The 23,355-nt window shown below is 41.5% G+C and carries 23 protein-coding genes, 1 pseudogene and 1 CRISPR repeat array; of the genes and pseudogenes, 5 read left to right on the top strand and 19 right to left on the bottom strand.

Features of this window, described 5'->3' with window-relative positions:
- Positions 1-99: 99 nt before the first annotated feature.
- From AC504W_RS03765 to AC504W_RS03755, 3 genes are all read right to left on the bottom strand, one after another.
- Entirely contained in the window at positions 100-525 is a 426-nt protein-coding gene (locus AC504W_RS03765; protein ID WP_494874861.1) for a hypothetical protein, read from the bottom strand.
- Positions 479-964, bottom strand: a complete 486-nt coding sequence (locus AC504W_RS03760; RefSeq protein ID WP_494879543.1) for a hypothetical protein — start codon at positions 962-964, stop codon at positions 479-481. The genes AC504W_RS03765 and AC504W_RS03760 overlap by 47 nt, the downstream gene beginning before the upstream one ends.
- Before the next feature lie 857 nt (positions 965-1,821).
- Positions 1,822-2,121, bottom strand: coding sequence for a TRADD-N-associated membrane domain-containing protein (locus AC504W_RS03755; RefSeq protein ID WP_494879452.1), 300 nt, complete (start codon positions 2,119-2,121; stop codon positions 1,822-1,824).
- Between the two features lie 107 nt (positions 2,122-2,228).
- On the opposite strand from AC504W_RS03755, the gene AC504W_RS03750 reads away from it, so the two are divergent.
- On the top strand, positions 2,229-4,643 hold the full coding sequence (locus AC504W_RS03750; protein ID WP_494874858.1) for an NACHT domain-containing protein: 2,415 nt from the start codon (positions 2,229-2,231) through the stop codon (positions 4,641-4,643).
- Between the two features lie 126 nt (positions 4,644-4,769).
- Here AC504W_RS03750 and AC504W_RS03745 read toward each other — a convergent pair whose 3' ends face one another.
- The 5 genes and pseudogenes from AC504W_RS03745 to AC504W_RS03725 form a co-directional block, all read right to left on the bottom strand.
- Complete coding sequence (locus tag AC504W_RS03745) at positions 4,770-5,210, bottom strand: MAG6450 family protein (RefSeq protein ID WP_494874857.1); 441 nt, start codon at positions 5,208-5,210, stop codon at positions 4,770-4,772.
- On the bottom strand, positions 5,210-5,671 hold the full coding sequence (locus AC504W_RS03740) for a Panacea domain-containing protein (RefSeq protein WP_494874856.1): 462 nt from the start codon (positions 5,669-5,671) through the stop codon (positions 5,210-5,212). Before AC504W_RS03740 ends, AC504W_RS03745 begins: the two co-directional genes overlap by 1 nt.
- 220 nt (positions 5,672-5,891) lie before the next feature.
- Positions 5,892-6,749, bottom strand: coding sequence for a GIY-YIG nuclease family protein (locus tag AC504W_RS03735; protein WP_494874855.1), 858 nt, complete (start codon positions 6,747-6,749; stop codon positions 5,892-5,894).
- Positions 6,750-6,950: 201 nt separating this feature from the next.
- Positions 6,951-7,049 (bottom strand): annotated as a pseudogene (locus tag AC504W_RS03730) (DUF723 domain-containing protein); the annotation flags it as partial.
- A 90-nt stretch (positions 7,050-7,139) separates the two neighbouring features.
- Positions 7,140-7,493, bottom strand: coding sequence for a hypothetical protein (locus tag AC504W_RS03725; RefSeq protein ID WP_494874854.1), 354 nt, complete (start codon positions 7,491-7,493; stop codon positions 7,140-7,142).
- A gap of 60 nt (positions 7,494-7,553) precedes the next feature.
- Here AC504W_RS03725 and AC504W_RS03720 point away from each other — a divergent pair, with 60 nt between their 5' ends.
- Entirely contained in the window at positions 7,554-8,207 is a 654-nt protein-coding gene (locus tag AC504W_RS03720; protein WP_494874853.1) for a hypothetical protein, read from the top strand.
- A 122-nt stretch (positions 8,208-8,329) separates the two neighbouring features.
- Positions 8,330-8,623: a helix-turn-helix domain-containing protein gene (locus tag AC504W_RS03715; RefSeq protein WP_494874852.1), complete on the top strand. Its 294-nt coding sequence runs from the start codon at positions 8,330-8,332 to the stop codon at positions 8,621-8,623.
- A gap of 4 nt (positions 8,624-8,627) precedes the next feature.
- On the opposite strand, the gene AC504W_RS03710 is transcribed toward AC504W_RS03715, so the two are convergent.
- A complete protein-coding gene (locus tag AC504W_RS03710; protein WP_494874851.1) occupies positions 8,628-8,753 on the bottom strand; it encodes a hypothetical protein in 126 nt (41 codons plus the stop codon).
- Between AC504W_RS03710 and AC504W_RS03705 the strand changes: the two genes are divergently transcribed.
- Entirely contained in the window at positions 8,752-9,057 is a 306-nt protein-coding gene (locus tag AC504W_RS03705; RefSeq protein WP_494874850.1) for a hypothetical protein, read from the top strand. The two genes, AC504W_RS03710 and AC504W_RS03705, sit on opposite strands and share 2 nt — an antisense overlap.
- 111 nt (positions 9,058-9,168) lie before the next feature.
- A CRISPR array of direct repeats spans positions 9,169-9,563; the repeat unit is 36 nt; unit sequence GTGAGCAACGCCTAACGGCATTAAGCCACGAATCAC.
- 249 nt (positions 9,564-9,812) lie between these two features.
- Here AC504W_RS03705 and cas5 read toward each other — a convergent pair.
- The 7 genes from cas5 to AC504W_RS03670 all read right to left on the bottom strand — a co-directional run bounded on the left by cas5 (position 9,813) and on the right by AC504W_RS03670 (position 19,719).
- Positions 9,813-10,451, bottom strand: coding sequence for a type I-MYXAN CRISPR-associated protein Cas5/Cmx5/DevS (cas5, locus tag AC504W_RS03700; protein ID WP_494874849.1), 639 nt, complete (start codon positions 10,449-10,451; stop codon positions 9,813-9,815).
- Positions 10,448-11,419 (bottom strand): CRISPR-associated protein, encoded by a 972-nt coding sequence (locus tag AC504W_RS03695; protein ID WP_494874848.1) that lies wholly within the window; start codon positions 11,417-11,419, stop codon positions 10,448-10,450. Before AC504W_RS03695 ends, cas5 begins: the two co-directional genes overlap by 4 nt.
- Positions 11,397-12,974, bottom strand: a complete 1,578-nt coding sequence (cas8a1, locus tag AC504W_RS03690; protein WP_494874847.1) for a type I-MYXAN CRISPR-associated Cas8a1/Cmx1 — start codon at positions 12,972-12,974, stop codon at positions 11,397-11,399. Before cas8a1 ends, AC504W_RS03695 begins: the two co-directional genes overlap by 23 nt.
- 2 nt (positions 12,975-12,976) lie before the next feature.
- Positions 12,977-13,639 carry a type I-MYXAN CRISPR-associated protein Cas6/Cmx6 gene (gene cas6, locus AC504W_RS03685; RefSeq protein ID WP_494874846.1) on the bottom strand — a complete coding sequence of 221 codons (663 nt, stop codon included), beginning with the start codon at positions 13,637-13,639 and terminating at the stop codon, positions 12,977-12,979.
- 157 nt (positions 13,640-13,796) lie between these two features.
- Positions 13,797-15,170 (bottom strand): restriction endonuclease subunit S, encoded by a 1,374-nt coding sequence (locus AC504W_RS03680; RefSeq protein ID WP_494874845.1) that lies wholly within the window; start codon positions 15,168-15,170, stop codon positions 13,797-13,799.
- A gap of 1 nt (position 15,171) precedes the next feature.
- On the bottom strand, positions 15,172-16,944 hold the full coding sequence (locus AC504W_RS03675; RefSeq protein WP_494874844.1) for a type I restriction-modification system subunit M: 1,773 nt from the start codon (positions 16,942-16,944) through the stop codon (positions 15,172-15,174).
- Between the two features lie 42 nt (positions 16,945-16,986).
- Positions 16,987-19,719 carry a type I restriction endonuclease subunit R gene (locus tag AC504W_RS03670; protein WP_494874843.1) on the bottom strand — a complete coding sequence of 911 codons (2,733 nt, stop codon included), beginning with the start codon at positions 19,717-19,719 and terminating at the stop codon, positions 16,987-16,989.
- A gap of 539 nt (positions 19,720-20,258) precedes the next feature.
- Here AC504W_RS03670 and AC504W_RS03665 point away from each other — a divergent pair.
- Positions 20,259-21,194, top strand: coding sequence for a succinate dehydrogenase/fumarate reductase iron-sulfur subunit (locus AC504W_RS03665; RefSeq protein ID WP_494879541.1), 936 nt, complete (start codon positions 20,259-20,261; stop codon positions 21,192-21,194).
- 25 nt (positions 21,195-21,219) lie between these two features.
- On the opposite strand, the gene AC504W_RS03660 is transcribed toward AC504W_RS03665, so the two are convergent.
- The 3 genes from AC504W_RS03660 to AC504W_RS03650 all read right to left on the bottom strand — a co-directional run bounded on the left by AC504W_RS03660 (position 21,220) and on the right by AC504W_RS03650 (position 23,352).
- Positions 21,220-21,747: a TolB family protein gene (locus AC504W_RS03660; RefSeq protein WP_494876310.1), complete on the bottom strand. Its 528-nt coding sequence runs from the start codon at positions 21,745-21,747 to the stop codon at positions 21,220-21,222.
- 75 nt (positions 21,748-21,822) lie between these two features.
- Complete coding sequence (locus AC504W_RS03655) at positions 21,823-22,383, bottom strand: TolB family protein (protein WP_494876309.1); 561 nt, start codon at positions 22,381-22,383, stop codon at positions 21,823-21,825.
- Positions 22,384-22,434: 51 nt separating this feature from the next.
- A complete protein-coding gene (locus tag AC504W_RS03650; RefSeq protein ID WP_494876308.1) occupies positions 22,435-23,352 on the bottom strand; it encodes a Ycf66 family protein in 918 nt (305 codons plus the stop codon).
- Positions 23,353-23,355: the final 3 nt, after the last annotated feature.

Genomic DNA, 23,355 nt, shown 5'->3' with positions numbered 1-23,355 from the left:
CCTGTGGATGATGCGGCTAAAATCATGAACGATGTATCAAGGTAGGCAGTGAAGGGAGCGGGGTTGTAAGATTGTGAAAAACTTTTCAGGAAGGTGGGTTTAATTTTGACTTTGTTCGGCTTCTTCTTGCTGAATAGCCACAAGTTCTGCTCTCAATTCGTCATCAGATGGTCTTTTGCGAAATTCTTCATGGGTGTATATCCAGACCAGATAAACAATGCGCTTTACTTCATTAACTGCATACATGAAGCGACATTGCCCAGCAGATCCGTCTAACTCTGGTGTTCTAAATTTGATTTTTCTGAATTTAAAGTCTGCTCTATACGTTCCTTTGGGAAAACCTTCATCCTCTGAAAATGAATTAGAGCTAGGATTCTCACGGAGTTTTTTGATGTAATCCTCTACTAACTCCAAAAAAGAATCTCTAGCTCTTTCGTTTTTGCGGTAATGACTTTTAATCAGCTTCTTGAGGCTAATCTCAAACCTCTCCAATGGCACTATCTGATAAGCTTCGCAACCAGTCACGGGTTTCCTCCGCCTTCAAAACTTTACCCTGCTCTGGGTATGAATACAATTGTTCTAGAGTATCAGATAAAACCGCTTGATAGCTAGGGTCGTGACGTGTTGCTGTATCTAAAATTGTCTCAGACAGAGTGTTTAAAGCTCTCATGCAAGAACGGAAAGCTTCTGTCTGATTAGTTACGCGCAAAAATAAATAGTAAATTATTGCTCGAACTGTAAGCTTCAAGCTAGATACGCCTTGTGTAGCTGGTTCCAGCCAATAGTATGCAAAGTCTTTTAGTTCTTCGCGGTCTTCAGTAGAAAGGTTGTTCCATTCTTGGTTAACCTGGTGGATCAACCTACGAGCTTTAGCAGTTAATTTCTCAAATTTTGTTGATGAACTTATCTTTCTTTTCCGAATCTGCTCAAACTCATGAGTAAAAATCACGATTGCAGTGGACACCGCTACACTCTCCTACTACTCTGCTCTTGGACAACATCAATGGTAAAAACTACTTGAGCTTGATAAATTAATTAGTTTTTTAAGTTGTCTTATTGTATGTTTAGTTGTCTCATTTATTCTAAAACACCAGTTGCTGGCTGTCTTCCGCAATAAAGCAGAGGCATAAGCAATGATGATACCTGTCACTATAATTATCAAAACTCCATTACAGGCTCAATATATCAGCCTATTAAGGCATTTTTGAAAAACTTTTCACAAACTTCAAAGTATCATAATGGCATTACAGTGGTTCGATAAACGCATTATAGTGGCACTACACTAGTTGAATAACCTTATCATAGTGGCACTACAGTAAACCAATAACTCGATCATAGTGGCACTACACTAGTTGAATAACCGTATCATAGTGGCACTATTGTAGAGCAATAACGACGTTACTAAGTTGAAAAACATGATCATAATTAGCTTGATGATCACATTAATCAATTATTGATCATGTTTTGCTAAATTACCTCTCTACAGCAATCGCTTGTGTTTTACAATTGCATAACTAGTTATGCAATCAAGCAAAGCCGCGAAACTTACACGAACTCCATGATTATTTGCTTCGCTTGGGTTGTTGAGCCATACCTCAGTTCATGAATGGCTTGGTGCAATCCTGTATGAGCATTACTGATTACTGGCTGCTGTTATGGCTGTCTCTAATACCTGTGGATCTGGCTTGTCTGTCATAGCTGTGCTTTCAACTACTATCAGCATTTTCGATGAAAGCAAGTGAAAAGGGAAGAGGGCTGAGGCGATCGCTCCAATTCTAGAGTTATGTCTAAGCGATCGCTCTTGGGTAATGCAACACTTCTCTAAGGAGCGTCGTTAAGCTCGACTAGAATTTTGTCAAGTCTATCGTTGGCTTCCTTGGCAAGTTTAGTGCATTGCACACTAGCAACTATTCCTCCAGCAGTGGTGACAGTTCCCTCTGTAGCTTTGCCTGACAGTAACAACCCAGCACCCACTAAGCTTACAAACAAAGACATGGCAGTGGCAAATAGAGTCAGGTTGAAACTGTAACGAGCTTGGCGCAGACGTTCCATCAAAACTTCCTGGTTGAAATTGGGTTCACCTTCTTGAGATACCGTTAACTTAGTCATTAATTTATCCATCGCTCAACTGCTTTAAGTCTCGCAGTTAGGCAATTTGAGTTCAGCCAAAGTTCTGCTTTACACCGCATGACTTTTGCATGAGTTTGGCTTTTATCATAAAATTTGGGGTGGCTGATCCGAATGAAGTTATGCCACAAAATTCGCTCATAGCTTGCCCAGCAGGTATTGAAAAAGCAAAAACCGCTCTAGATTATAAAGGTTGGAGCCGGCAGATGTTAGCAAAAAAATTGGACATAAGCCGCCAACCTGTTGATAATTTTTTTGCTGGTAAAGCAGTAAGAAACGACAATTTCAGCGCTATTTGCCGAGAACTAGAACTTGACTTGGAGGAGGTAACTGGCAGCGTTCAGGCAGAGGAACCAGTAGTCCAAATCCCAAGCATTGATGAACTGGTACAACAGGTACGGGAAAAGATAAAACCATACATCCAAGAGCTTTGCGGCAAAATGCAAGTGCTGGAAATGACTCAGCCCATTGGGTTAAATGACATTTACACTGATGTCAATATTTTGGAAAAAATTACAGCATTCCAACAGCATGAAATATCTCAACTTTTAGAAAACATTAATCTGGAAGACTTTGATCGCATTGGTTTCGGTCGGGTAGTACAAGAGCGAGTATCTGGATTGACAGCTGTTAACCAATACTCCAAACTGATGATTTTAGGAAAGCCGGGAGCGGGTAAGACCACCTTTTTAAAGCGAATAGCTATGCAGTGTAACTTAGGCTGCTTTTTAGGCGATCGCGTCCCTATTTTCATCACACTCAAAGCCTTTGCGGAAGAATCTCAGCAACCGAGTTTATTGCAATATATCAATGACCAATTTGCTCTCAACGATATTTCCGACGAGAAGATAACTGAAACGCTATTGCGTCAAGGTCGAGCAATTATTTTACTTGATGGGTTAGACGAAGTTAGACAAGCAGACAACGATAGAGTTATCAGAGAAGTTGAAAAAGTCTCTACTCATTATTATGGCAACTGTTTTTTGATCACCTGCCGGATTGCTGCCAATGAACATAAATTTAAAAACTTTACTGAGGTCGAGGTTGCTGACTTTGATGAAAAACAGATTGCCGAGTTTGCTGCCAAATGGTTTCAGGCTAAAAAGAACCCCATAAAAGCCCAAAAATTTATTGAAAAGCTTGAACAAAATCCAAGGATTAAACAACTAGCAACCAATCCCTTGCTCTTGACGCTGCTGTGTTTGTTGTTTGAGGGAGCAACAGATTTCCCATCCAGTCGTTCTGAGCTTTACCAAGAAGGAGTAGAAGTATTACTGAAAAAATGGGATGGTACGCGCAGCATTGAACGCGATCAGGTATATCAAAAACTCTCTCTTAGACGCAAACAAGACCTACTAAGCATGATTGCCTTGGAAACCTTTGAGAAAGGAGATTACTTTTTCAAGGAAGGGAAAGCAGAAAAATACATTACTGATTACATTGAAAACTTACCTGACGCACAAACCGACTCAGAAGCACTACTGTTAGAAAGTAAAGCAGTACTGAAATCGATTGAAGCACAGCATGGATTACTGGTAGAACGGGCAAGAAGAATTTATTCATTTTCTCATTTAACCTTTCATGAGTTTTTCACTGCTAAACAAATAACCTTAAATTCTAATTCTCAACAGGTGTTTAAAAAATTAGAGAGTCATATCACCAACAAACGTTGGCGAGAAGTTTTCTTGTTGAGTGTGGGGATGTTGGCTAATGCTGATGACCTTTTAAAGTTAATGAAAGATCGCATTGATGAACTCGTAGTAAATGATGATGAATTAAAGCAGTTTCTCACTTGGGTTGATTTAAAATCCAGTTCTGTGGAAGCGTCCTATAAAAGAGCAGCTATTCGAGTTTTCTATTTCGACTGCGCCCTCGACCGTGCCTCCGTCCTCAACCGCGCCCTCAACCGCGCCCTCGGACTCGACCGCGACCTCGAACTCGACCTCGTCCTCAACCGCGCCCTCAACCGCTCCCGCGTCCGCGCCCTCGAACTCGACCGCGAACTCGACCGCGACCGCGAACTCGACCTCGACCTCGAACTCGACCTCGACCGCGAACTCGACCGCGAACTCGACCGCGTCCGCGCCCTCGACCGCGCCCTCGAACTCGACCGCGAACTCGGCCGCGACCGCGTCCGCGCCCTCGACCTCAACCGCGCCCTCAACCGCGCCCGCGTCCTCGCCCTCAAACTCGACCGCGACCACGCCCGCGACTTGCAGCGTCAGATACAAGAACTACTAGATTTAAAACCAAAAAACTTAGTAGAACTGAAACAGTGGTGGCAGACAAATGGTCAAGCTTGGATTAAAAAACTCAGAGCAGTAATGATTGAGCATCGTAATATCGGTCATGATTGGCAATTTAACGTCGAACAAGAAGAACTGTTACAGCAGTACTATGACGCTAATAAGCTACTAGTTGATTGTCTTAACAGCGAGTGTTACGTAAGCCGAAATGTGCGACAGGAGATTGAAGATACATTGCTGTTGCCAGTAGCTAAAACTAGCTCATCTTGAAAAATTTTTCAGGTATGAGGGCGATCGCTCGAATGCGATAATAAAAATTCCATAGTGAGTGAAGAATGCGCTTCAAAAAAACGAGGCGCTTTCTTTTTGTTGGCTTTGGGGAAGTGCGATCGCTTCTTACTCTGGGCAAATACTATGTTCTCTATCAAACCAAACAATATAGTAAATTGAATCTACCCTAAAACCAAAAATCCGCTTCTTCTCACAAACGCGCATTTCTGTGATAGTAACGTCGTCGCTAACACTATCTGGAAGTAGTGGATGCTGCTTAATAATCTTAAATCCACAACCAACTGACTCGCCTCTAGTTTTAGAACCCTGGCTTTTTATCTGATGCCAAGTATGTTTTTCAATTTTTTTTAACGCACGCATTAAATCCTTAATTTCATCTGCCTTCCATTCTGACAAGCAGTATCGATTTGTATCTGCGTGCGTAAATCTAAAGCTTGGATTTAAGTGATCGCTCGGCTCTCCCTGAGTGGCTTTAGCTGTAGCCGCTTCAGGGATTTTTCTAGATTTGTTTTCAGTCTTTTGTTTTGGGAGATGCTTTTTCCCCATTAAGCTACAACAACTAAGTATTTCTCGTAATAAGATTTCATTGTCTCATGAGAAATAATTTGTTGTGATTTTTCACCGGGGTCTAAGCCTTCACGGGCTTCTTTCCACGGCTGTTCATCGTGAGTTAACTTTTCAAGCTGCCTAGCACTTAACTCACCGTAAGCATCCCAAACTTCTTCTAATATTTCAATCTCGTCTTCCGAAAAATCTAGTTCGCACGCTTCTGGTTCAGGGATAGCAGTATGTTTATAATCTCTGTAATGATTCCATACTTCGTATACCACAGGCCCGTGAGGCCATGCTTGAATTTTTTCAGGAAACAGAGGCTCGTTTCGCAACACTAAGCTCCAAGCTTGAGCATAATACACAAGCTTTTGAAGCTTCAATGGGGATATTGTGTCGCCAGCTTCTCTGTCAACACGACAAAGAAAATATTTGGCAACATCAAGGGCGCTTCGCATACCAGTTTACTGCTCAAGTAGTACAAGTGTTCTGACAATTCTATTTTCGCATAATCAAAGGCGAAGTGCGCGACTTAGAAGAAAATTTAAGAATTGCGTGCTACACAGTTGGCTTCACTTTTTAAGCAAATGAAGCCAACTGTGTAGCACCTAACCTTGTTATGACTTCCACTTGTTGGAAAATTTTTCAGGTTTTAAAGGAAGTGATTGCCATCGCCTTTCAACGCTTCTCCCACGCACAATTTTCAGCTGAATAAGGAAGCTCAGGATTAATCAACTTGAGGCGATCGTCATCTTTGTAAGTCGCTCCCATGTCCTGGTAAAAATCTGTGAAATTCTTCCATCGCTCACAGACTATTGAGCCATCGTAGTGTTTTGGCTTGGGATTGCTTAGTTGATAAATTAACCGATCCCAATATCTATACAGCCGCGTTTTTGACATTCCATGCGGCTTTTTAACCTCAATTCTACCTGTGTAAATTCGCTTCTCAGCAGCAGCTACACTAATCCCCTCTCGCTTGGCTAAAGCTTCTGCCGCAGCTTTAACAGACAAATAAACAGTAGAATCTCCAGGTAGCTTTGTTGGTTTACCAGGCGCGCCCCCCATTTCTCCACCATTGCTGACGTTGTAGCCGTTAGGAGCTAAAGTCTTGAGTTGTTTAATCCATTGACGTTCTTTAACTCTAAGCTCTTCAATGCTAGAAGCAGAATCAATGATTTCAAGCGTGAAGTTTTCTTCCCCAAAGAGAGCGATCGCTTTATGAATTAGCGAAGCTTCCTTTGTAGAAACTTGATCTAAATGTCTTTCCCAGCGTTCTTCTAAAGATGTTGTAGTTAAGCCAACATACTGTTTACCATTGATGAGATTAGTGGCTAAATAAACAACGCCATTGTCATAACCAAACTTGGGAGGGGCAAACAAGGCTTCCTCTGGCTTCATGCCTTCCGCCAACCGTCTCCTTACAGTTGCAGAACTGACAGGAGAATTTAATTGCCGAACAGCATCTTCTACACCGTTATAAACAATGCCATTTACCTCGAAAGGATGTCGGGGGTTATGAGGTGCATCATCAAACACTTGCTCTGAAGTCCAGCCAGCATCTAATCGCTTGAGGACAACCCAGTAGTCTTTACCTAATTTTTGGCAAGCGTGTTTAATACTTCGATACTGAACTCCTTTGTACTCAAAACTATGCTTCGTCTCGGTTATATTTTCCCTTGAGCATTCAGGACATTCGTTTCCCCGAAGATGATTGTAAGGAAGTTGATCAAAGCTGCCATGTTCAGAACAAATGACAGTTATTTTGGTTTCTGCATTAACATACCTTACTAGGCTGTAGTCGTATTTATCGCCATGTTTAGCACGAGCTTTTTGGATGAATTCTTCTGTTGTTAGTGCTTGCGAACGCCAGTTCGCTCAAGTCGGCAGAGCCGCCCACGCGACTGGCTCAAATTTTTCATCTTTGTTTTATCTGGAAGTGGGAACTGGGGGGCGATCGCCAAAAATAGCCCCTTGTTGCTCTAGGTCACGCTTGGCATCCTCTGTAAGTCCTGTGCTGTCTCCAAAAAAGGCATTTTCAACAGGATCGCATCCTGAATGGACAGATAAACCGTTTTCCAGTAATCCCCCATCAAGCTTTGATCCAGCAAATTCACAGGCTCCCAAATGCTGATTAATATTTTCCCTGTGCGTTTGCCCGCCGTAGTTTGCATCTGCACGGTTGATTGAGCAGGGATTTGCCCAGATGACGAGGCTGACTGGGAAGGTGGAGGGTTTTGCGGTTGAGTCATCCTGAGATAACGTGAATGCGGATGCGCTCAAATTCTACCATTCTGCTTACTCAAGCAAAGCTCATAATTTGCAAAACTATTGGGAATTCTGGTGGCGACAATATATCGCGTGATGCGTATGCCTTCTGAATTAGAAGATTCATCAACACCAGTAAAACAATATAGTGACGACGAAGTTACTAAAATCCTCAACACAGCCAAAGCCAACCGCACGGAGCGAGACGAGGCCGCTAAAAGAGCCAAAGATTTAGAAACCAAAGTTGCTGAACTTTCGGGACAGCTTGAAAAAATCCAAGGAATTGACCCGAAGCGATTCCAGGAACTTGAGCAATTAGCCCAAACCTACGAAGAGCGCAAACTGGAAGAACAGCGCAATTTCCAAGAACTCAAAGAACGCTGGAGTGGCGAAAAGACCACATTGCAACAGGAAATTGGGCAGTTAAAAGAAAATCTTAAGCAGAATCAAATCATTAATGCTTTAGAGAAATCCTTCTATGCTACTGGTGGTAAAGCTGGCAAGGATGAAGATGGCTATAGTTATTTTGACCTGATACGCGATTGCGCCATCAATTATGTTGTGCTAGATGAACATGGCAAGTTTATAGTCATTGACCCGCGAAACAAAACGCCGCTAAAGATACTAATGGCTTACCAGGAATCAAAATCTCAACATTGCGATCGCATTTTTATCCATAGCAAGGCAAATCTGCATGTTTGGGCTTCTGTTGATAAGAATGAAAACTAAATGACTTTTGGTGGTTCAGCGTCAGTTTTTCTAAAGGAGGCTCACTTTTACTCTAGATCGTTATAGTTTGTAAACTGTAGTAGCTCAGAAATTTATATTTTGTTTACTGCTGTAGCTATTATATGTCCAACAAGGGTGAAAAAGAAACCAGAATTTATATTTATATTGAAGACGTTGTATCTGTAGCCTGGAATAAAGATAGAGGAACAGTTTTAAAGCGACTACGTGGAAAAAAATCACGCCAGAAACTGGCTGATGAAATTGCTGCCAGAGGTGGTGAGTGTTCGCATCAAAACTTAAAGAAATTAGAGTATGGTGAGTCTGAAAGCGTTTCTTTAAAAGTATTAGAGGCTATTTGTACTGCATTAGGAATCTCGGTAAACAATTTTTTAAGCACAGTCGAAGTGACAAATTAAAGTTTTAAATAGGCTCGTTGATTTTAGCTACTAAAGTTACTAATATATTGATGTACTCAAAAAGGCGATCGCCCTCGGCCAAGAGAAATGCGATCGCCTTTTGTTCAACCCCATTAATGAGGTCACTCATGATGATTGTACAAGATGAATTTGATAACCCAGCCTTGGCTGAATCAGAGTTTGAGGAATATCTTGACCAGCTTGCCGACCCAGTAGCACCAGAAATTGAAATTGACTCAGTACCAGATGACTTAGGTGAACTGTATCGAGTCTGGAATGCTTCTCAACTACTTGGCACTTTCTACCAAAATCTAGAGGGGAAATGGGTAGCACAACCCTGTAATAGCGACGATAGATTACGTTGTGACACTCCTTTAGCAGCACAAATCATCATCATCGCTGTGAATGGCTTACTGGTAGACGACGCAGCCTAACACACAAAGCATTTATCCCATCACTTGGAGACGTGATTCAGTTCACGTCTCTTTACTTCTAAAGCTACGAATCACTTCTGCGATAGCAGTCAATAATTTGATCTCATATCTGTGAGCAACGCCTAACGGCATCAAGCCACGAATCACGTATACAGTAGCTGCGTGCCGGATAGGCTAATTCTGTGAGCAACGCCTAACGGCATCAAGCCACGAATCACAGTAATCCGACTCCAGTATGTATCTAACTCTTGGCGGTGAGCAACGCCTAACGGCATTAAGCCACGAATCACGCTATATTTCGGCTTCAATATGCTAACGGGGACAAGTGAGCAACGCCTAACGGCATTAAGCCACGAATCACTTTGTGATGCTTCGCGTGACGATATTCTAAGCAGTAAAGTGAGCAACGCCTAACGGCATTAAGCCACGAATCACCTGCGCTGGACATTGGAGGGGAGGCGATCGCATTAGTGAGCAACGCCTAACGGCATTAAGCCACGAATCACAGCAAGGGTGAAAACCTTTAACTGAGGAAGGCTCATTTACAATCTTACAAGTACCTTCCAGATCGAGAAACCAAAAACACAAAACTTACCAAAGTTTCCCTTACTTTCAGCCCCTCAAACCCAGTGCTGATAAACTTTTCCAAAAATGGCAAGCACCTTTTTCCTTACCTTAATTACCATATCCCTTAGCGTGTAAACCTTCCCGCCATTCTTCTACCTTAAATTCCCTTTCCTATATAGAGATACTTGTCAAATTGGAGATTGAATCATTGTCCACGCTAAATCAGGAGGTGGTGAGCTTGGCATTTCCTCAATCCCACACCTCAAAAATCGGGTATTTCTTGACCCCACATGGTCAACCCAATAAGGTAAGGTTAACCTGCCTCGATTATCCCTTATCACCCACTGTCTCACCCCTTCTAAATAATCTTGGGTCACAAGTTTAATCGTTTTAATCAACTGGTCACTTTCTCCCAAAAATAAACAACCAAACCGTCTTACTAGCTCAGGATGGTCAAAGGCTAACTGTATCCTCTCACTTAAACTTGGTTGTATCTTCTCCCCGTCAGAACGAACCCAAATCAAACACTTCACATTAGACAAAATTTCTTGATAACCGGGAATAACATTCTCTGGATGGCTAAAATCAGCATTCTTAAACCGTCTCATTTGACGCAAAATTCGGGACTTTTTAGGGATAGATAACATTGCGATCGCCAATTCTACCCCACAGTGGCGATAGACATCCGTTTCCCCTACCAAAGACAACAACATCCCATACACTGTTGCTGGAGGAGGGACAGGATAGGTTTTTCCCATTTCCCTTGCATGGGACTCCCGAAAAGTCGCAAATGGAACATCCAAATAGAGAATTAATGGTGCAGTCATTTTGATTCTTTTAACCTCAAATCTCTTTTAATGACTGTTTTTAACTCTTCAATCAGTTCATTTCGATTACGATAGATATGCGCCTTGTTAAAAGGAGAATTATCAAAATCATCCAATTGCTGTAACTCCTTAACAATTGTTCCCCCAATCCATAATTTACTAGGGTCAATCTGCCCGCATTCCACCTCATCTATAAACTCTTGTGTAAGTTTTACGTCCTTACTCTTAGGATCACAATATTCAAAGCAATAGGAAATATATGAAGGCAAATTATTTGTCCATTGAAATACAAAACTATCAGGACAAAAAGGATAATTAAAAATATTACTACTTCCTCCTACCTTGGGAAGATTCATAATCCCATCTATCAGAGGTAAAATCCGCGAAAAATCTCTGAGATGAGTGGCATTAATTCCAAAATAATATTGATATCGAGTTGCATGATATTCTGTAAAATGAAGCGATGTACTATCCTTATCTCTGCCACTTTTCGCGCCTAACTTAACTGCACCATCATAAGGCGTTAGTGAAACAGCGTGATTCATTCCTAAAGCACCCATTCGCTGATTAGGAGTGCTGGTTTTTGTTTGTTTCTTTGTTCTCTTGGTTTTTGAAGTTTCTTCCTCTGTTTCAGCAGACTCTAATAAAGCAAACCCAAAAATATCATCATCATAAAATTTTTCCGGGTCGAAATCTTCACTTGTTAACCGATTAATATGTTCGTCTTCATCCCAAACTCGATTAACTAAATAACCTTGCTTTTGCAGATAAAAACGTAACGCCCAACGAATTGCACTCGAACCTACAATAGAATAAATCTTCCCATCATTCCAATAGCCTTTTTGCAGAGTAGTCTTATTTCCTCGCCTCATGTCATGATTTAAGGAAGCTAAACCATAACGAGTGAGGACTGTTCCATAAAGATAATAATTGGGGATATTACTGTCACTCTTCTTCTGACTCATCATTCACTTCTTCTGGGTTTTGATTGTTTGGCAATGAATTATCATCTCTATTGGTGAGTTTATCTTTGGGTTTATAACTGGCGATCGCTAACAATGCCCAAATTCTTATTTCTTGCCAAGGTGATTTTTTAATTAATAGTGAAATTTCTTCTTGATGCTCATTAAAGTACTTATTTAATCCTCCTCTTACTAAAAAGTCGGACAAATACTCCTTAAACGACAATTCATCATAACAATAGTTTAGCTCTGCCCTTAACCGTTCAACTTTCTTCTTAATCGGAGGGTCTTTTCCTTTCTGGGCTTTGGCATACATTTTAGCAAAATTGCCCTTCATCGCTTGCTGAAATACCTTGATGAAAATCAGATACTGCTTGTCTTCTTCACTATTTTCTGCCATTCTTATGAATCCTTCGCGGTTGAAAAATAGCTGGTTAAATAAATATCCTTTTGAATCATCTATCACCAATTTTTCCCAAAAATTAGACCACCAATGGATTCTTTTTACTAAATTATCAGCAATCAAAGAACGAATCGGATTCACTTTAATAAAAATTTGCTTAGGTTTAATTTGCTGATAGTTAGTTTGAAAGTATTTTTGAACCTGTTGATAAGTGATTAAAGTATTCTTATCAATTTCAATTTCGTCTATACTCATCAATGTTCTTTGACGAGAATCTTTATTCATTTTTTCATATAACCAAACTTGACAAGCTTGATAGTAGTCGCCTTGGGGCTGAGTATCGTCTAAGCTGTAGTAAAGTAATCCTGCTTCACCAACGCTACTAACATGAAGCTGTTTGGTTTTTAATTGCTGTAATCGCCATCTTCTTTGAGAAGCATCTTCAAAATCCTTGATTTCTGGAATCACCACTAGGTAGCGATGGGGTTTCTTTTCCTTCAAGTCTTCTGATGGAATATGAAGTAAGCAATAATGACAAACTACTGGTACAAATAATAATGCTAAGGCATATTTAGGTTTTTCTTCCAGTTTTGTAGCGTTCTGCGTTCTAGCATGGCGAACAATTCCTCCTAAATACAACCAACTGGTTATTTGAACATAATCCTGTCTGAGTTGTTGGGTATTTGTATCGCATAACTTCTCTGTAAAGATTTGATGTGCGTACCAAGTTAGGGATTTATATTGATACTCGACTTTTTGTTCTTCAACCGTCAGTTCAGTGTTAACTATCTCTCCTGCTTGATAAAACTGATTATGACGAAGAAAAACAACACACATTCCCTCATGAATGTGGATTTTCTGGCTTAAATCTATTGCATCATTTTCTAATCCTGTTAAATGAATTAAACCTGTATCATCTAGTTGAAAAGACTCCTTAATTAACCAAGATAGGGCGACATAATCACTTCCTTGCCAGAATAATTCAATAGTATCAGCAGTCAAATACCATGATATATTTCCTCCCCGTTGACGAGATGAGGGATATTGCTTTTCTAATCGCTTTAAAGTCATATAAAGTCCCGTCATTCCGACACGGTGCATTATTGTCGTATCCGCAGCATCGAGAGATAGGAAAATTTTGGGTTGGGTAGCAACCATGATCAGGTTTCCTGTTCTTCCTTGGTGCGAGTCGCTGGGACAAATATTCCACACATCATCTTTCGTCTCCCACTTATTCCTTGTTCTTGCAGGATTAAGGAATCTTCTGGGTTGAGTTGGCTGATTTTTACGCCAAATCCTCTGACTTTAAACTGTCTCCCTTGTTTATTGATGGTTAATTGTCTTTTTTGAGGTGTTCCATCTTGTCGGGTAAGTAGTTCAATTTTTCCTTGTATTCCTTTATTATCCAGTTTCCGTTGCACAGCTTCAATAAAAGTAGTAGCTTCTTGAAAGCCTGTAATTATCACTAATCTGGAATAGACACTTTCTGAAGAAATTAACGGTTTGTAGTCGGGAATATCTAGTTGATAAGAATTGTGACCGATATGAAAAGCTTGACCTGCTAAATAAGGATAAATTAAAGGAATCTGTTGATGATGAATCCGAATTTTGAGACGAGATTGAGCAGTGAGTTCAAGCAAATTGTTTCTGGTGGGTATTCCAGCAATCGGGTGAATCCCAATATTGTTTAGTTCATGTAGTGGAGGACAAATACGGGATAAAGCAGCGTAGGTAAGATAACCGTTGTCAAGAGGAATAGGTGCGCCTCTAAGTTTAAATGTTAAGTCTACATATTCCTCACTTTGAAGTAATATGGCAGCCATAAATGGAAATTTTGAGAAAACTTTAGTAGCTACTCACAACAGACGGATAGCAGAAAGTTTCTATTCTAGATCAGGGTAAACGCTTCTGCTTCATTCACTAGACTGAAAAGTTTTGTAATCGCTATTTGTTCGCAGAGGGATAAGTTGCGATCGCACTTCATTCCTCTATCCATTCCAATCCTGGCAAGGTTAGCTGAACTGCTTCTGTTTCTTGTTGACTGATTTTGGTATGGATATATTCAGAAACGTCACCTGTAGATTTTGGTTTTGCCTGTTTTACGCCAATCTCTTTAGATAAGGCTGATACTGCTTCATCATCGAAATCAGAAGATATGAGTTCACCCCGAAAGGCACGATGCAGCAGGGTTTGAAATAAGTGTTCTGCTTGGCGTTCGGCTTCCCGTTGTTGGGTGCGGAAGCGTTCAAATTTTTGGACGATTTGGGCGAATTTTTCTTGAAGGGGGAGAGGAGGAACTGGAACCACAATATTTGATATACCTGTGCGATTAATTGTGAATTGTCCAGCAGTAGTAATAATACAACCTTTAAATTGATGTCTTCCGTATGGAGAATTCAACAAATGTACAACATAAAGGGGGTTGACAACTTTATGATTTAGTCGGGTGCGAATAATATGATCATTAAATGCAACTGGTTCGTCTATATTTTTAAATACAGCACATCTGCCAACTAAATCAGGGTTGCCATTAACTCGCACTAATAATAGGTCATTATCATAAAGGCAGTAGTTTTTATTTTCTTCTTCACTTAAATCTATCCGATTAGGTTCGGAATAATCAATTACTCCCCAACCAACATCTTTAATTCTTAAAACTATAGTACCAACATTATCAAAAGTTTTTCTTCGTCTACTAATACCGTTTTTTGTATCAAGAATGAAATCATCTAGACTTTGAATATCCCAACCTATTGGATTAGTAACTGGATCACCAAACATTTGCAAGAAGACGGATTGCAGGAAGGTGTCGCTGAGTTGTAGGGCGTAGCGGCGTGTGCGGCGCAGGCGATCGCATTTTTCCAAGACTGCTGCAATCCGCTTTTGTTCTGCTAAAGGGAAATATGGAAGTTTAACTTGCAGTAACTCACTCTGCTTTATTCCTAATACAGTTGTACTTGCTGAGCGTTCATACAGTTGCTTTTGTACAAATGCTGTTTTAAGAACATAAAGTAAATATTCTTGTGATATTACATTTTGCTTTCCTCGTAAAAGGATAACTCGCTGGGCAAGTGCTACTTTTTCAGAGGTTCTTAATTGAGCTACTTCTCCTAAAGGGGCTTCAGTTGTGATTAGAACATCTCCTTTTTTTGGAAAACCACGAGTCATCCATGATTTATACGTATCTTCAGCAATATATTCATGATTACCCTCTACTATCCAACCATCCTTAATTACTTTTGCCGTAATAAGCTTAATACCATCTTTTGTTTTTGGAGGTGTTTTACCTCGGTAATCTATGACTTTTTCTATGACTTCCTCAATAGTTCTGGTTTCAAAAGTGGCAGTTTCCATATTAGAATGATGCTAAATAATCCATTATTTCTTTCACTTCCGCCGTCATCACTGCCTCTAACTTCAAAGTTCGTTCAAGAGTCACCTGTGGCGAATCATAAAATGCTTCATCCTGCTCAATTTGACGATAACGACTTGCTGACAAATCATATTTATTTCCCTTCACCTGCGCCTTACTCACCCAAAACTGACGATTTAATTGATTAATCTCCGCTTGCAAAGGTGACATTTGCTCATGAAGTTGTGCCAGTTTTTGCCTATCTGCTTCCAACGCCAGACGGGTATCCTCATCATCGGCGGGTGCAATGGCATTTTCAAAAGTCAGGCGGTTAATTTCCTTGTGCAGTCGCAACCGTTCCGTCTTCAAAGGTGCAATTTGCTCTTTCAACTCGGCTAAACGCTCCTCCCTTTGCTTAGTGAAATCAGCATTAAACCGATTCCGCCAACAATTAAGAATATCAGGAATATCGTTCTCAGCTACAGGTTGGCGCTTATCATCCAGAGAAAAGCCATCATGCTCCATATCGTAGAACCAAATCCGGTCAGTGGTTCCCCCACGAGTAAACAGCAGCACGGCTGTAGACACCCCCGCATAAGGTTTAAACACGCCGCTAGGCATTGATACCACCCCATCAAGGCGATTTTCTTCTATAATCTTTTTGCGAATCTCGACGTGCGCCTTACTGGAACCAAACAGCACCCCATCCGGGACAATTACCGCACATCTACCACCCATATCCAAGACGCGCAGAATTAGGTGCAGAAATAGCAATTCTGATTTTTTGCTTTTACCCGCCAGAGTGGAATGAGCATCACCAGGATCGACTGCTCCCTTAAAAGGCGGATTCATCAATACTAAATCCAGAGTTTTTTCATCATTAAAAGATTTAGAAAGGGTATCCATATAAAAGAACCGGGGATGCTCAATACCATGCAGCATCAAATTCATGGAACCGATGCGTAACATCGTCATTCCAGAATCATTATCGTATGCAGTCAAAGCTTGAGTTTGCAGAAACTCCGCCTCCTCAGCAGAGAGCAGATCCCCAACTAGGTGCTTTTGCCCTTTGTCGTCATACAATATTTCTGGATTGGTGTGTTTTTCTAAAATATATTGATAGGCATTGACAGGAAACCCACAAGTACCCGCAGCTAAATCGCCAATTCTGTCAGTGGGTTTAGGCTCCACCATTTCCACCATCATCTGGATAATATGGCGGGGTGTCCTGAACTGTCCATTTCTCCCAGCAATACTCAGCTTTGATAATAAATACTCATACAAATCCCCCTGCACATCCTGATTCTGTTCCGAGATTTTCATCTCATCAATGGCTTTGCAGGCTTCAATTAGCAGACTTGGTTTATTAATTTTAAATTCCGCAGTTTGCATATACTGACTGAAGGAATTTTTAATTTCATTAGGTTCTTCCTGAGTTTCAGGATTATCTATTTCATTGGATTCTTCCTGAGTTTTAGGATTACCGATTTCTTTCAGCCAGGGGAAGACCTTAATTTTAATATGACTTAAAGCATCATCAGCCTTCATCTGTGTCCAATGTCGCCACCGCATTTCTAACGGTAATTTTGGCTGATAATTCTCTTGTTTACGTCGCTTGGCTTGTCGTTCCCTTAAATCTTCAGCCTCGTCTAAGCGTTTAAGAAAGAGCAAGAAAGAGAACTGCTCGATCGCATCCATTGGATTAGATAAGCCACCAGTCCATAGCTTATCCCAAAGTTGATCAACTTTTGATTTTAGGTTAGTGTCAGTGAGCATAATTAAATATCTATTATTTTTAACTTATTGAAACTAATAAATCTAAGCTGCTAACTGCTCTGTAAACCCTAACAGTTCATCCACCTCATCCTCAGAAAACAACCTATCCACCGCATTCTTCCCAAACCTTGCTAATGCACCCTCATATAAATCAGCCACCTCTAACCTGCGCTTCTGCAAAAATACACTTTGCACTGCCCGCAAAAAATTAATCTGAGTTGCATTATACTGATGTTGAGCAATATATTCCTCAAACTGACGCTTCACCACCTCCTCATAATCAGGAATCGCATCCAGTTCTAGAAGATATCGCAGAAACGCCAACAAACTCCCTACCTTCAACCCGTAAGCCTTGCGAATATTTGACTCCGAAAGCTGCGTATTACCACCCCCCAAACCTTGCCGCAAAGTTCGTTCTAACTCTACTAATTGCCAATCTGTCACTACTTCCCCTTGGCGAATTGCTGCAACTGTGGGGTGATTTTCCACGATTTCTGTAATCTTGCCTTCCACACGTTTTTTGTACTCTTCCACATACACCTGTTCAGCACCCTCACCCAGAGTAATGAAGCCACGGGTTTCCACAAAATCAGGCAAGTCTAACTCTAAAAACACACTGGGGCGTTGTCGTCGATTCTTCATCTGATTGGCTAAAGCAGCAATCACCTGATTTAATTCAGCCACAGTTGCATTTTTCAACCGAGACGACAAACACAACTTTACTGCGCCTTGCTTTTGGGTGTCCTGATGCACAAAGTCTGGTAAGCGGCTTACATCATCAGCAACAGATTGTAATGTATCAGGCTTTGCCGCCTCAGTCTTAATTTCCAATTTCAATCGCTCAACTTTGCTAGTAAAGGTAGCTTCGGCTACATCTACTCCTGGAACAAAGCGCAGCAGTGGGGCAATTTTTAGTCGCAGAAATTTCAATTTATTTTGAGTAATGTAAGCCCAAAATGAATCCGTCCAAGCTTCCTCGATTTCATTTAGCTGCTTCTTGACAGTAAAAGCATCCATAGGAATTTCGGCAATTTGTTGGCGCAAACTGGCAATTACCGCTTGACACTCTGGCGACTCCTGCTCACTCAAATACAACTCCAGCAAATCCAAGCGTGTGTTAAAAATTCGCTGAAGTACAGGAATAGTTTGCGCCACTGCTGCTTGTGGCTGCGCCTCAAATTCGTTTTCCCAAAAATCAATAATCAAAAACTCTTGCTTGGTACGATTTGGCAATAACTCCAAACGTCTACAAGCCTCTTGGTTGCGGGTTCCCCGCCCAATCATCTGCCAGAGTTTTATTTGCGAGTGTACTGGCTTCATAAATACCAGATTCATGATCTCTGGTACGTCTACCCCGGTGTCCAGCATATCAACGGAAATCGCAATCCGAGGCATATCCTCATTTTTGAATTTGCCTGTCAACTTTCCCTTGTATTCGGTTTCATGAGTAATCACCCGCACCAAATCCGAATACTGGGGATACATTTCCTCAAATACTTGACAAAGCCGTAGAGCATGAGGCTGAGTCAGAGCAAATACAATTGTTTTCGCTGGTAGTTGTCCAGACTCGTCTTTATGGCATTTATCTAATATTTCTTCCCATTGCTTTCGCAAAGTGTCTCTATTACTGACAGTTTTCTCTAACTCTGTCCCGGAATAATCCAGTTCATCCGGGTCAAGACCTTGTTCTATCAAAGCATTGCGGTCTTCCTCACTGAGATTTGCTCCTTGAATTCCCTGGCGTTGAAATCTCGTCTGTGCGCGATAAAGGCTAAAGTTGACTAAATATTTTTCATTAACTGCTGTGGTGAAATCGTAGAGAAAGGTAGGGGTTCCATCAAAGCAGTGAAAGGTGTTAAAAGTATTACGGTCAACAAAAGTTGCTGGAGTAGCTGTTAGCCCAATCATTCGGCCATCAAAGTACTCCATCACCTCCTGAAAGCGGTTAAAAATTGACCGATGTGCCTCATCAAAAATAATCAGGTCAAAAAATGCCGGGGTGAATTGTTGATAGCAACGCGCCAAAGTTTGCAGAGTGACTGTATACAGGCGTTTTGTCTTGTCGATATTGTGGGTAAAAATGCGATCGCATGGTTCATTAGGGATATGCGGCTTAAAACCATCCGTCAAAGCTTGATCTACCAAATTATCGCGATCGGCTACAAACAAGACTTTACGGGTTTGGTTTGCCCTCAGAAACAAGTCAATAATCGCCATTGTCGTGCGCGTCTTCCCCGTACCCGTCGCCATAATCAACAAAGCACGACGCTTCCCTTGATCAAACGCCTCACAAACCCGCCGAATCGCCTCTTGCTGATACGCCCTCCCCGCAATTTGGCTATTAATCGGTACTTCAATCAGGGGTATTTTATTTTGGCGGAGGTAAAGCAAATTTTCTAAATCTGCTGGTGAGAAAAATCCGGCAACTTGCCGTTTGGCAAAGTTACCCACATCCCAGAAATAGACTTCTACACCATTTGTTAGGAAAGCAAAAGGACGAAAACTTTGATGTTTTTCAATTTCCGTAACGTAATGTTCTACCTGTGCTTGTGCTATCAGGGGATCACGGCTTTGTTTTTTCGCTTCGACAACAGCGATAACTTCCCCATTAGGCTGATATAAGCAGTAGTCTGTTACTCCATTCCAAGGTGCTGCATCGTAGCCATCTACCGGAATCTCAATTTTCACCTGATCGGGATTTGTGAGGTTCCATCCTGCTTTTTCTAACGCCGGATCAACTAACTTCTCTCTGGTATTGGCTTCACTTAAAGACATTACAGCATCCTAGAACAGTGACTTAGCAAGAAGAGTCAGAGTTTTGTCTCCTATTAGTGTTCCCTCAAAACCCTGTGTAAATCACATCTAAGTATATCAACAAGTTCAGGGTTTTCTTGTAAATGTAAGTGCTGTTCGGCATTGAGTTGAGCGGGGTTGATGTAAGCGAGAGTTTGCCAGCGATGACACTGCGATCGCTAACTACTTTGGTTAGACTGGCAATACAGTTTAGGTTATTGTTCGCAATGTTCTCACTGGTTAAGAGGATCTTCTAATACTCCAGTAGTTACTTAGAAAAGATGGATAGCCGAAAGTTTCTATCCTATACCAGCATTAACCGCTTCTGCTCCATTCTCAAAAATCCTCTGCTTTCCTGCTTTCTATGCTTGTTTGGACTCACGGCAAGCTTATACTTCCAATTTGTACTAGCGGCAAAGTTATGGTTCCAAACTGTCAATTTCATCCAAAATTAGCTGACGCAAGAATGAGCCTTCTAGCGTTGTTGACGGCAAAGTTATGCTTCCAGTAGCGGCAAAGTTATGGGTAAAGTCACAAATACAATCCTTGACTGTTTAAATCGAATTAAATGGGAGCAGGATGGCACATTAGCATTTCGCAAAAATTGTCGCAATACCATTTGTGGCAGCTGTGCGATGCGAATCAATGGGCGTTCAGCTTTAGCTTGCAAAGAAAACGTTGGCAGCGAAATTGCGAGATTACAACAAATACAATCGTTGACAAATACCGCAAATTCTCATTTAGAAATCACGGTTGCACCTTTGGGTAATATGCCTGTGATTAAAGATTTAGTAGTAGATATGAGCAGTTTTTGGGATAATTTGGAGGCAGTTGCTCCATATATAAGTACAGCAGCACGACAAATCCCAGAACGAGAATTTTTACAAACACCCCAAGAGCGATCGCTCCTTGATCAAACTGGTAACTGTATCATGTGTGGTGCTTGTTATTCTGAATGCAATGCCCGTGAAGTTAATCCCGATTTTGTTGGCCCTCATGCTTTAGCTAAAGCGTATCGCATGGTTGCAGATTCTCGTGATAGCACCACAGAAAATCGCTTAGAAAATTACAACGAAGGTACTAAAGGAGTGTGGGGTTGTACTCGTTGTTTATATTGCGATTCAGTTTGTCCAATGGAAGTCGCACCCCTAGAACAAATCACCAAAATTAAACAAGAAATTCTCACACACAAACAAAAAGCTGATACCCGTTCCATTCGTCATCGTAAAGTTTTAGTCGAGTTGGTAAAAGAAGGGGGTTGGATTGATGAACGCCAATTTGGTTTACAAGTAGTTGGCAATTATTTCCGTGATCTCAGAGGATTACTCAGTCTGGCACCTCTGGGATTAAGAATGATCGCCAAAGGTAAATTTCCCTTGTCTTTTGAAGCATCTGAAGGCACTGAACAAGTGCGATCGCTTATCGAAGCAATACAACAAACAAAGTCTGAGGTCTAAAGGCTAAAACTTCAGACTTAATACTTTATCTAGGGTCTTGGGGTATATCTAATGGTCGCCCAAAACGGTCATAAACTAAAATATCCCACTGCCCGTTATTAGTTGATTCAAACGCAATCCGACTACCATCAGCGCTAATAGTGGGGTTACGAACTTCCGCTTGCAAATTATTAGTTAAATTGCGCGATTGGCGAGTTTCTCGGTCATAAACAAAAATAGCCGATCGCCCCTGACGACTAGCCGCAAACACAACATAACGACCATCTTGGGACACGCTTGGGTGAGAGGCGATCGTATCTAAAGCATTTAAACCCGGTAAATCAATTAAATTACGCGTCAAGGTATCAAACATATAAACATCTTGACTACCCCGGCGATCGCTAGTAAACACAATATATCTCCCAGAAGTTTGCGGATTTAATTCCGAAGCCAAACTATTAATACTCCGTCCCCCTGGATCAAACGGATAACTCACCAACCGGGGATAACCAAAACAACCAGTTAGTAAACTACAGCAAGCAAATATAGGTATAAAAATATTGCGCTTTGTCATTAGTCAATGGTCAATGGTCAATGGTCAAAAGGCAGCAAGGCGATAGCTAAAGGATTAAATTTCAGACTTCACACTTTAATTAGGCGCATCCACCGTTGCACCATTGGGAATATCTAATTCAACATTGGGGCCACGGTCTAAAACTTCAATATCCCATTGACCACGACTGGCTGTTTCAAAAACAACGTAACGTCCATCAGGGCTAATACCAGGATTTCGTACCCAGCCACGATAGACAGGAGTCAGAATTTGTGATTGTTGCGTAGCGCGATCGTAAAGAGCTACCACTGGTCTACCTTGGTCGCTAGTTAAATAAACAATATAACGCCCTGTGTAGCTCAAGCTAGGACTTTCACTGATTGTCTCCGAACGGTTTAAACCCGGCGTTCTGACAAATATTTGTTGTTGCAAGTCATACACCAATAATTGGTGACTACCATTACGATTTGAGACAAATGCTAAAAACCGACCGTTGCCACTTAACGTCGGTTGTTCTTCCGTATAACGACTATTCAGAGAAGTAGGCCCAAGTGGAATCTCACTAGTACCACAAGATACAAGTAAGCTGATTAAGCCAAAAATCAGGCTCCAATGAATCGGTCTTTGGAGCCACAAAGTAGGCGTAAATTTATTCACCTCAACTGTTATTTTTTACATCGCCTCTAGCTTACATCTATCCCAACAGTTTTATACATCATCAAAATTAGTTGAATTATCCGATTCATCATCAGACCTGTCAATCGGCTTGTATGGGACATAATCTGCGGAAATGACATCATCATCTGCACTTTCGCGGCGCGAGGTTGTCTCAGCAGGTGGACGACGTTTTCTTGGTCTAGCTGGAACATCATCTTCCCGGCTTTCGGGACGCTGAGTACCGTTACTCCCACGACGAGCAGTTTTTCTCCCTTCATCGCTGGGACTTTCCCAATCATCTACTTGTTTTGTGGAAGGAGAACCCCAACTTTCTTCATCGTCATATCTCTCAGTTGAACGGCTGGTAGAACGAGTAGAAGTCCGGCGGCGATTTTTATCAGTTGTATCTGTCCGTTCATTAGTGGGGCGACGATTTGAGCGACGGGGTGGTTGCTCCTCATTGTAGTCATCACGAGATGAGCGTTCATCTCTGCTACCCCGAATTCTAGGACGTGCTGGAGGCTCTTCTTCTTCATAAGGTAGTGGTTCGTACTCGTCTTCTACCTCAGCCTCATAGTCTCTGCGCGACTTCCTATTATATGAATAGTTATCGCTGACTTCCCGTTCTCTATCCACAATCGGAGTGTTACGCTTGGCTTGCTGGGTAGCGATGCTACGTAGGCGAATACTTTCCACCGCAAAAAACACCGTTGTTCCAACCAACAGCAACTGACCAAATTGCAGAATTGGGTCTAACCGCCATCCTTGGAAAATCAGAATAAAGCCGCAGAGTAAACCAACAGCGGCAAAAAAGATATCTTGATCTCGTGAAAGTTCTGGGCGTACAGTCCGCATAAAATACAGCGCTGCCCCAGCCACAGCCAGGAAAATTCCTAGAATACTGGCTGAGTTCGTCCCTACATTGACCTGAGCCAGAACACTGGCTGAGTTCAGCCCAAAATTTAGCATTGT

The sequence above is a fragment of the Nostoc sp. C96 genome (assembly GCF_059384975.1).
Note: the sequence above shows the minus strand (reverse complement) of the source record. Positions and strands in the feature narration are given on the sequence as shown.

Excerpts from the sequence above, each read along its gene's own strand:
- AC504W_RS03755 (WP_494879452.1), bottom strand. The coding sequence starts at position 2,121 with ATGGATAAATTAATGACTAAGTTAACGGTATCTCAAGAAGGTGAACCC.
- AC504W_RS03745 (WP_494874857.1), bottom strand. The coding sequence starts at position 5,210 with ATGGGGAAAAAGCATCTCCCAAAACAAAAGACTGAAAACAAATCTAGA.
- AC504W_RS03740 (WP_494874856.1), bottom strand. The coding sequence starts at position 5,671 with ATGCGAAGCGCCCTTGATGTTGCCAAATATTTTCTTTGTCGTGTTGAC.
- AC504W_RS03715 (WP_494874852.1), top strand. The coding sequence starts at position 8,330 with ATGTCCAACAAGGGTGAAAAAGAAACCAGAATTTATATTTATATTGAA.
- AC504W_RS03705 (WP_494874850.1), top strand. The coding sequence starts at position 8,752 with ATGATGATTGTACAAGATGAATTTGATAACCCAGCCTTGGCTGAATCA.
- AC504W_RS03710 (WP_494874851.1), bottom strand. The coding sequence starts at position 8,753 with ATGAGTGACCTCATTAATGGGGTTGAACAAAAGGCGATCGCATTTCTC.
- cas5 (WP_494874849.1), bottom strand. The coding sequence starts at position 10,451 with ATGACTGCACCATTAATTCTCTATTTGGATGTTCCATTTGCGACTTTT.
- AC504W_RS03695 (WP_494874848.1), bottom strand. The coding sequence starts at position 11,419 with ATGATGAGTCAGAAGAAGAGTGACAGTAATATCCCCAATTATTATCTT.
- cas8a1 (WP_494874847.1), bottom strand. The coding sequence starts at position 12,974 with ATGGTTGCTACCCAACCCAAAATTTTCCTATCTCTCGATGCTGCGGAT.
- cas6 (WP_494874846.1), bottom strand. The coding sequence starts at position 13,639 with ATGGCTGCCATATTACTTCAAAGTGAGGAATATGTAGACTTAACATTT.
- AC504W_RS03680 (WP_494874845.1), bottom strand. The coding sequence starts at position 15,170 with ATGGAAACTGCCACTTTTGAAACCAGAACTATTGAGGAAGTCATAGAA.
- AC504W_RS03675 (WP_494874844.1), bottom strand. The coding sequence starts at position 16,944 with ATGCTCACTGACACTAACCTAAAATCAAAAGTTGATCAACTTTGGGAT.
- AC504W_RS03670 (WP_494874843.1), bottom strand. The coding sequence starts at position 19,719 with ATGTCTTTAAGTGAAGCCAATACCAGAGAGAAGTTAGTTGATCCGGCG.
- AC504W_RS03665 (WP_494879541.1), top strand. The coding sequence starts at position 20,259 with ATGGGTAAAGTCACAAATACAATCCTTGACTGTTTAAATCGAATTAAA.
- AC504W_RS03660 (WP_494876310.1), bottom strand. The coding sequence starts at position 21,747 with ATGACAAAGCGCAATATTTTTATACCTATATTTGCTTGCTGTAGTTTA.
- AC504W_RS03650 (WP_494876308.1), bottom strand. The coding sequence starts at position 23,352 with ATGCTAAATTTTGGGCTGAACTCAGCCAGTGTTCTGGCTCAGGTCAAT.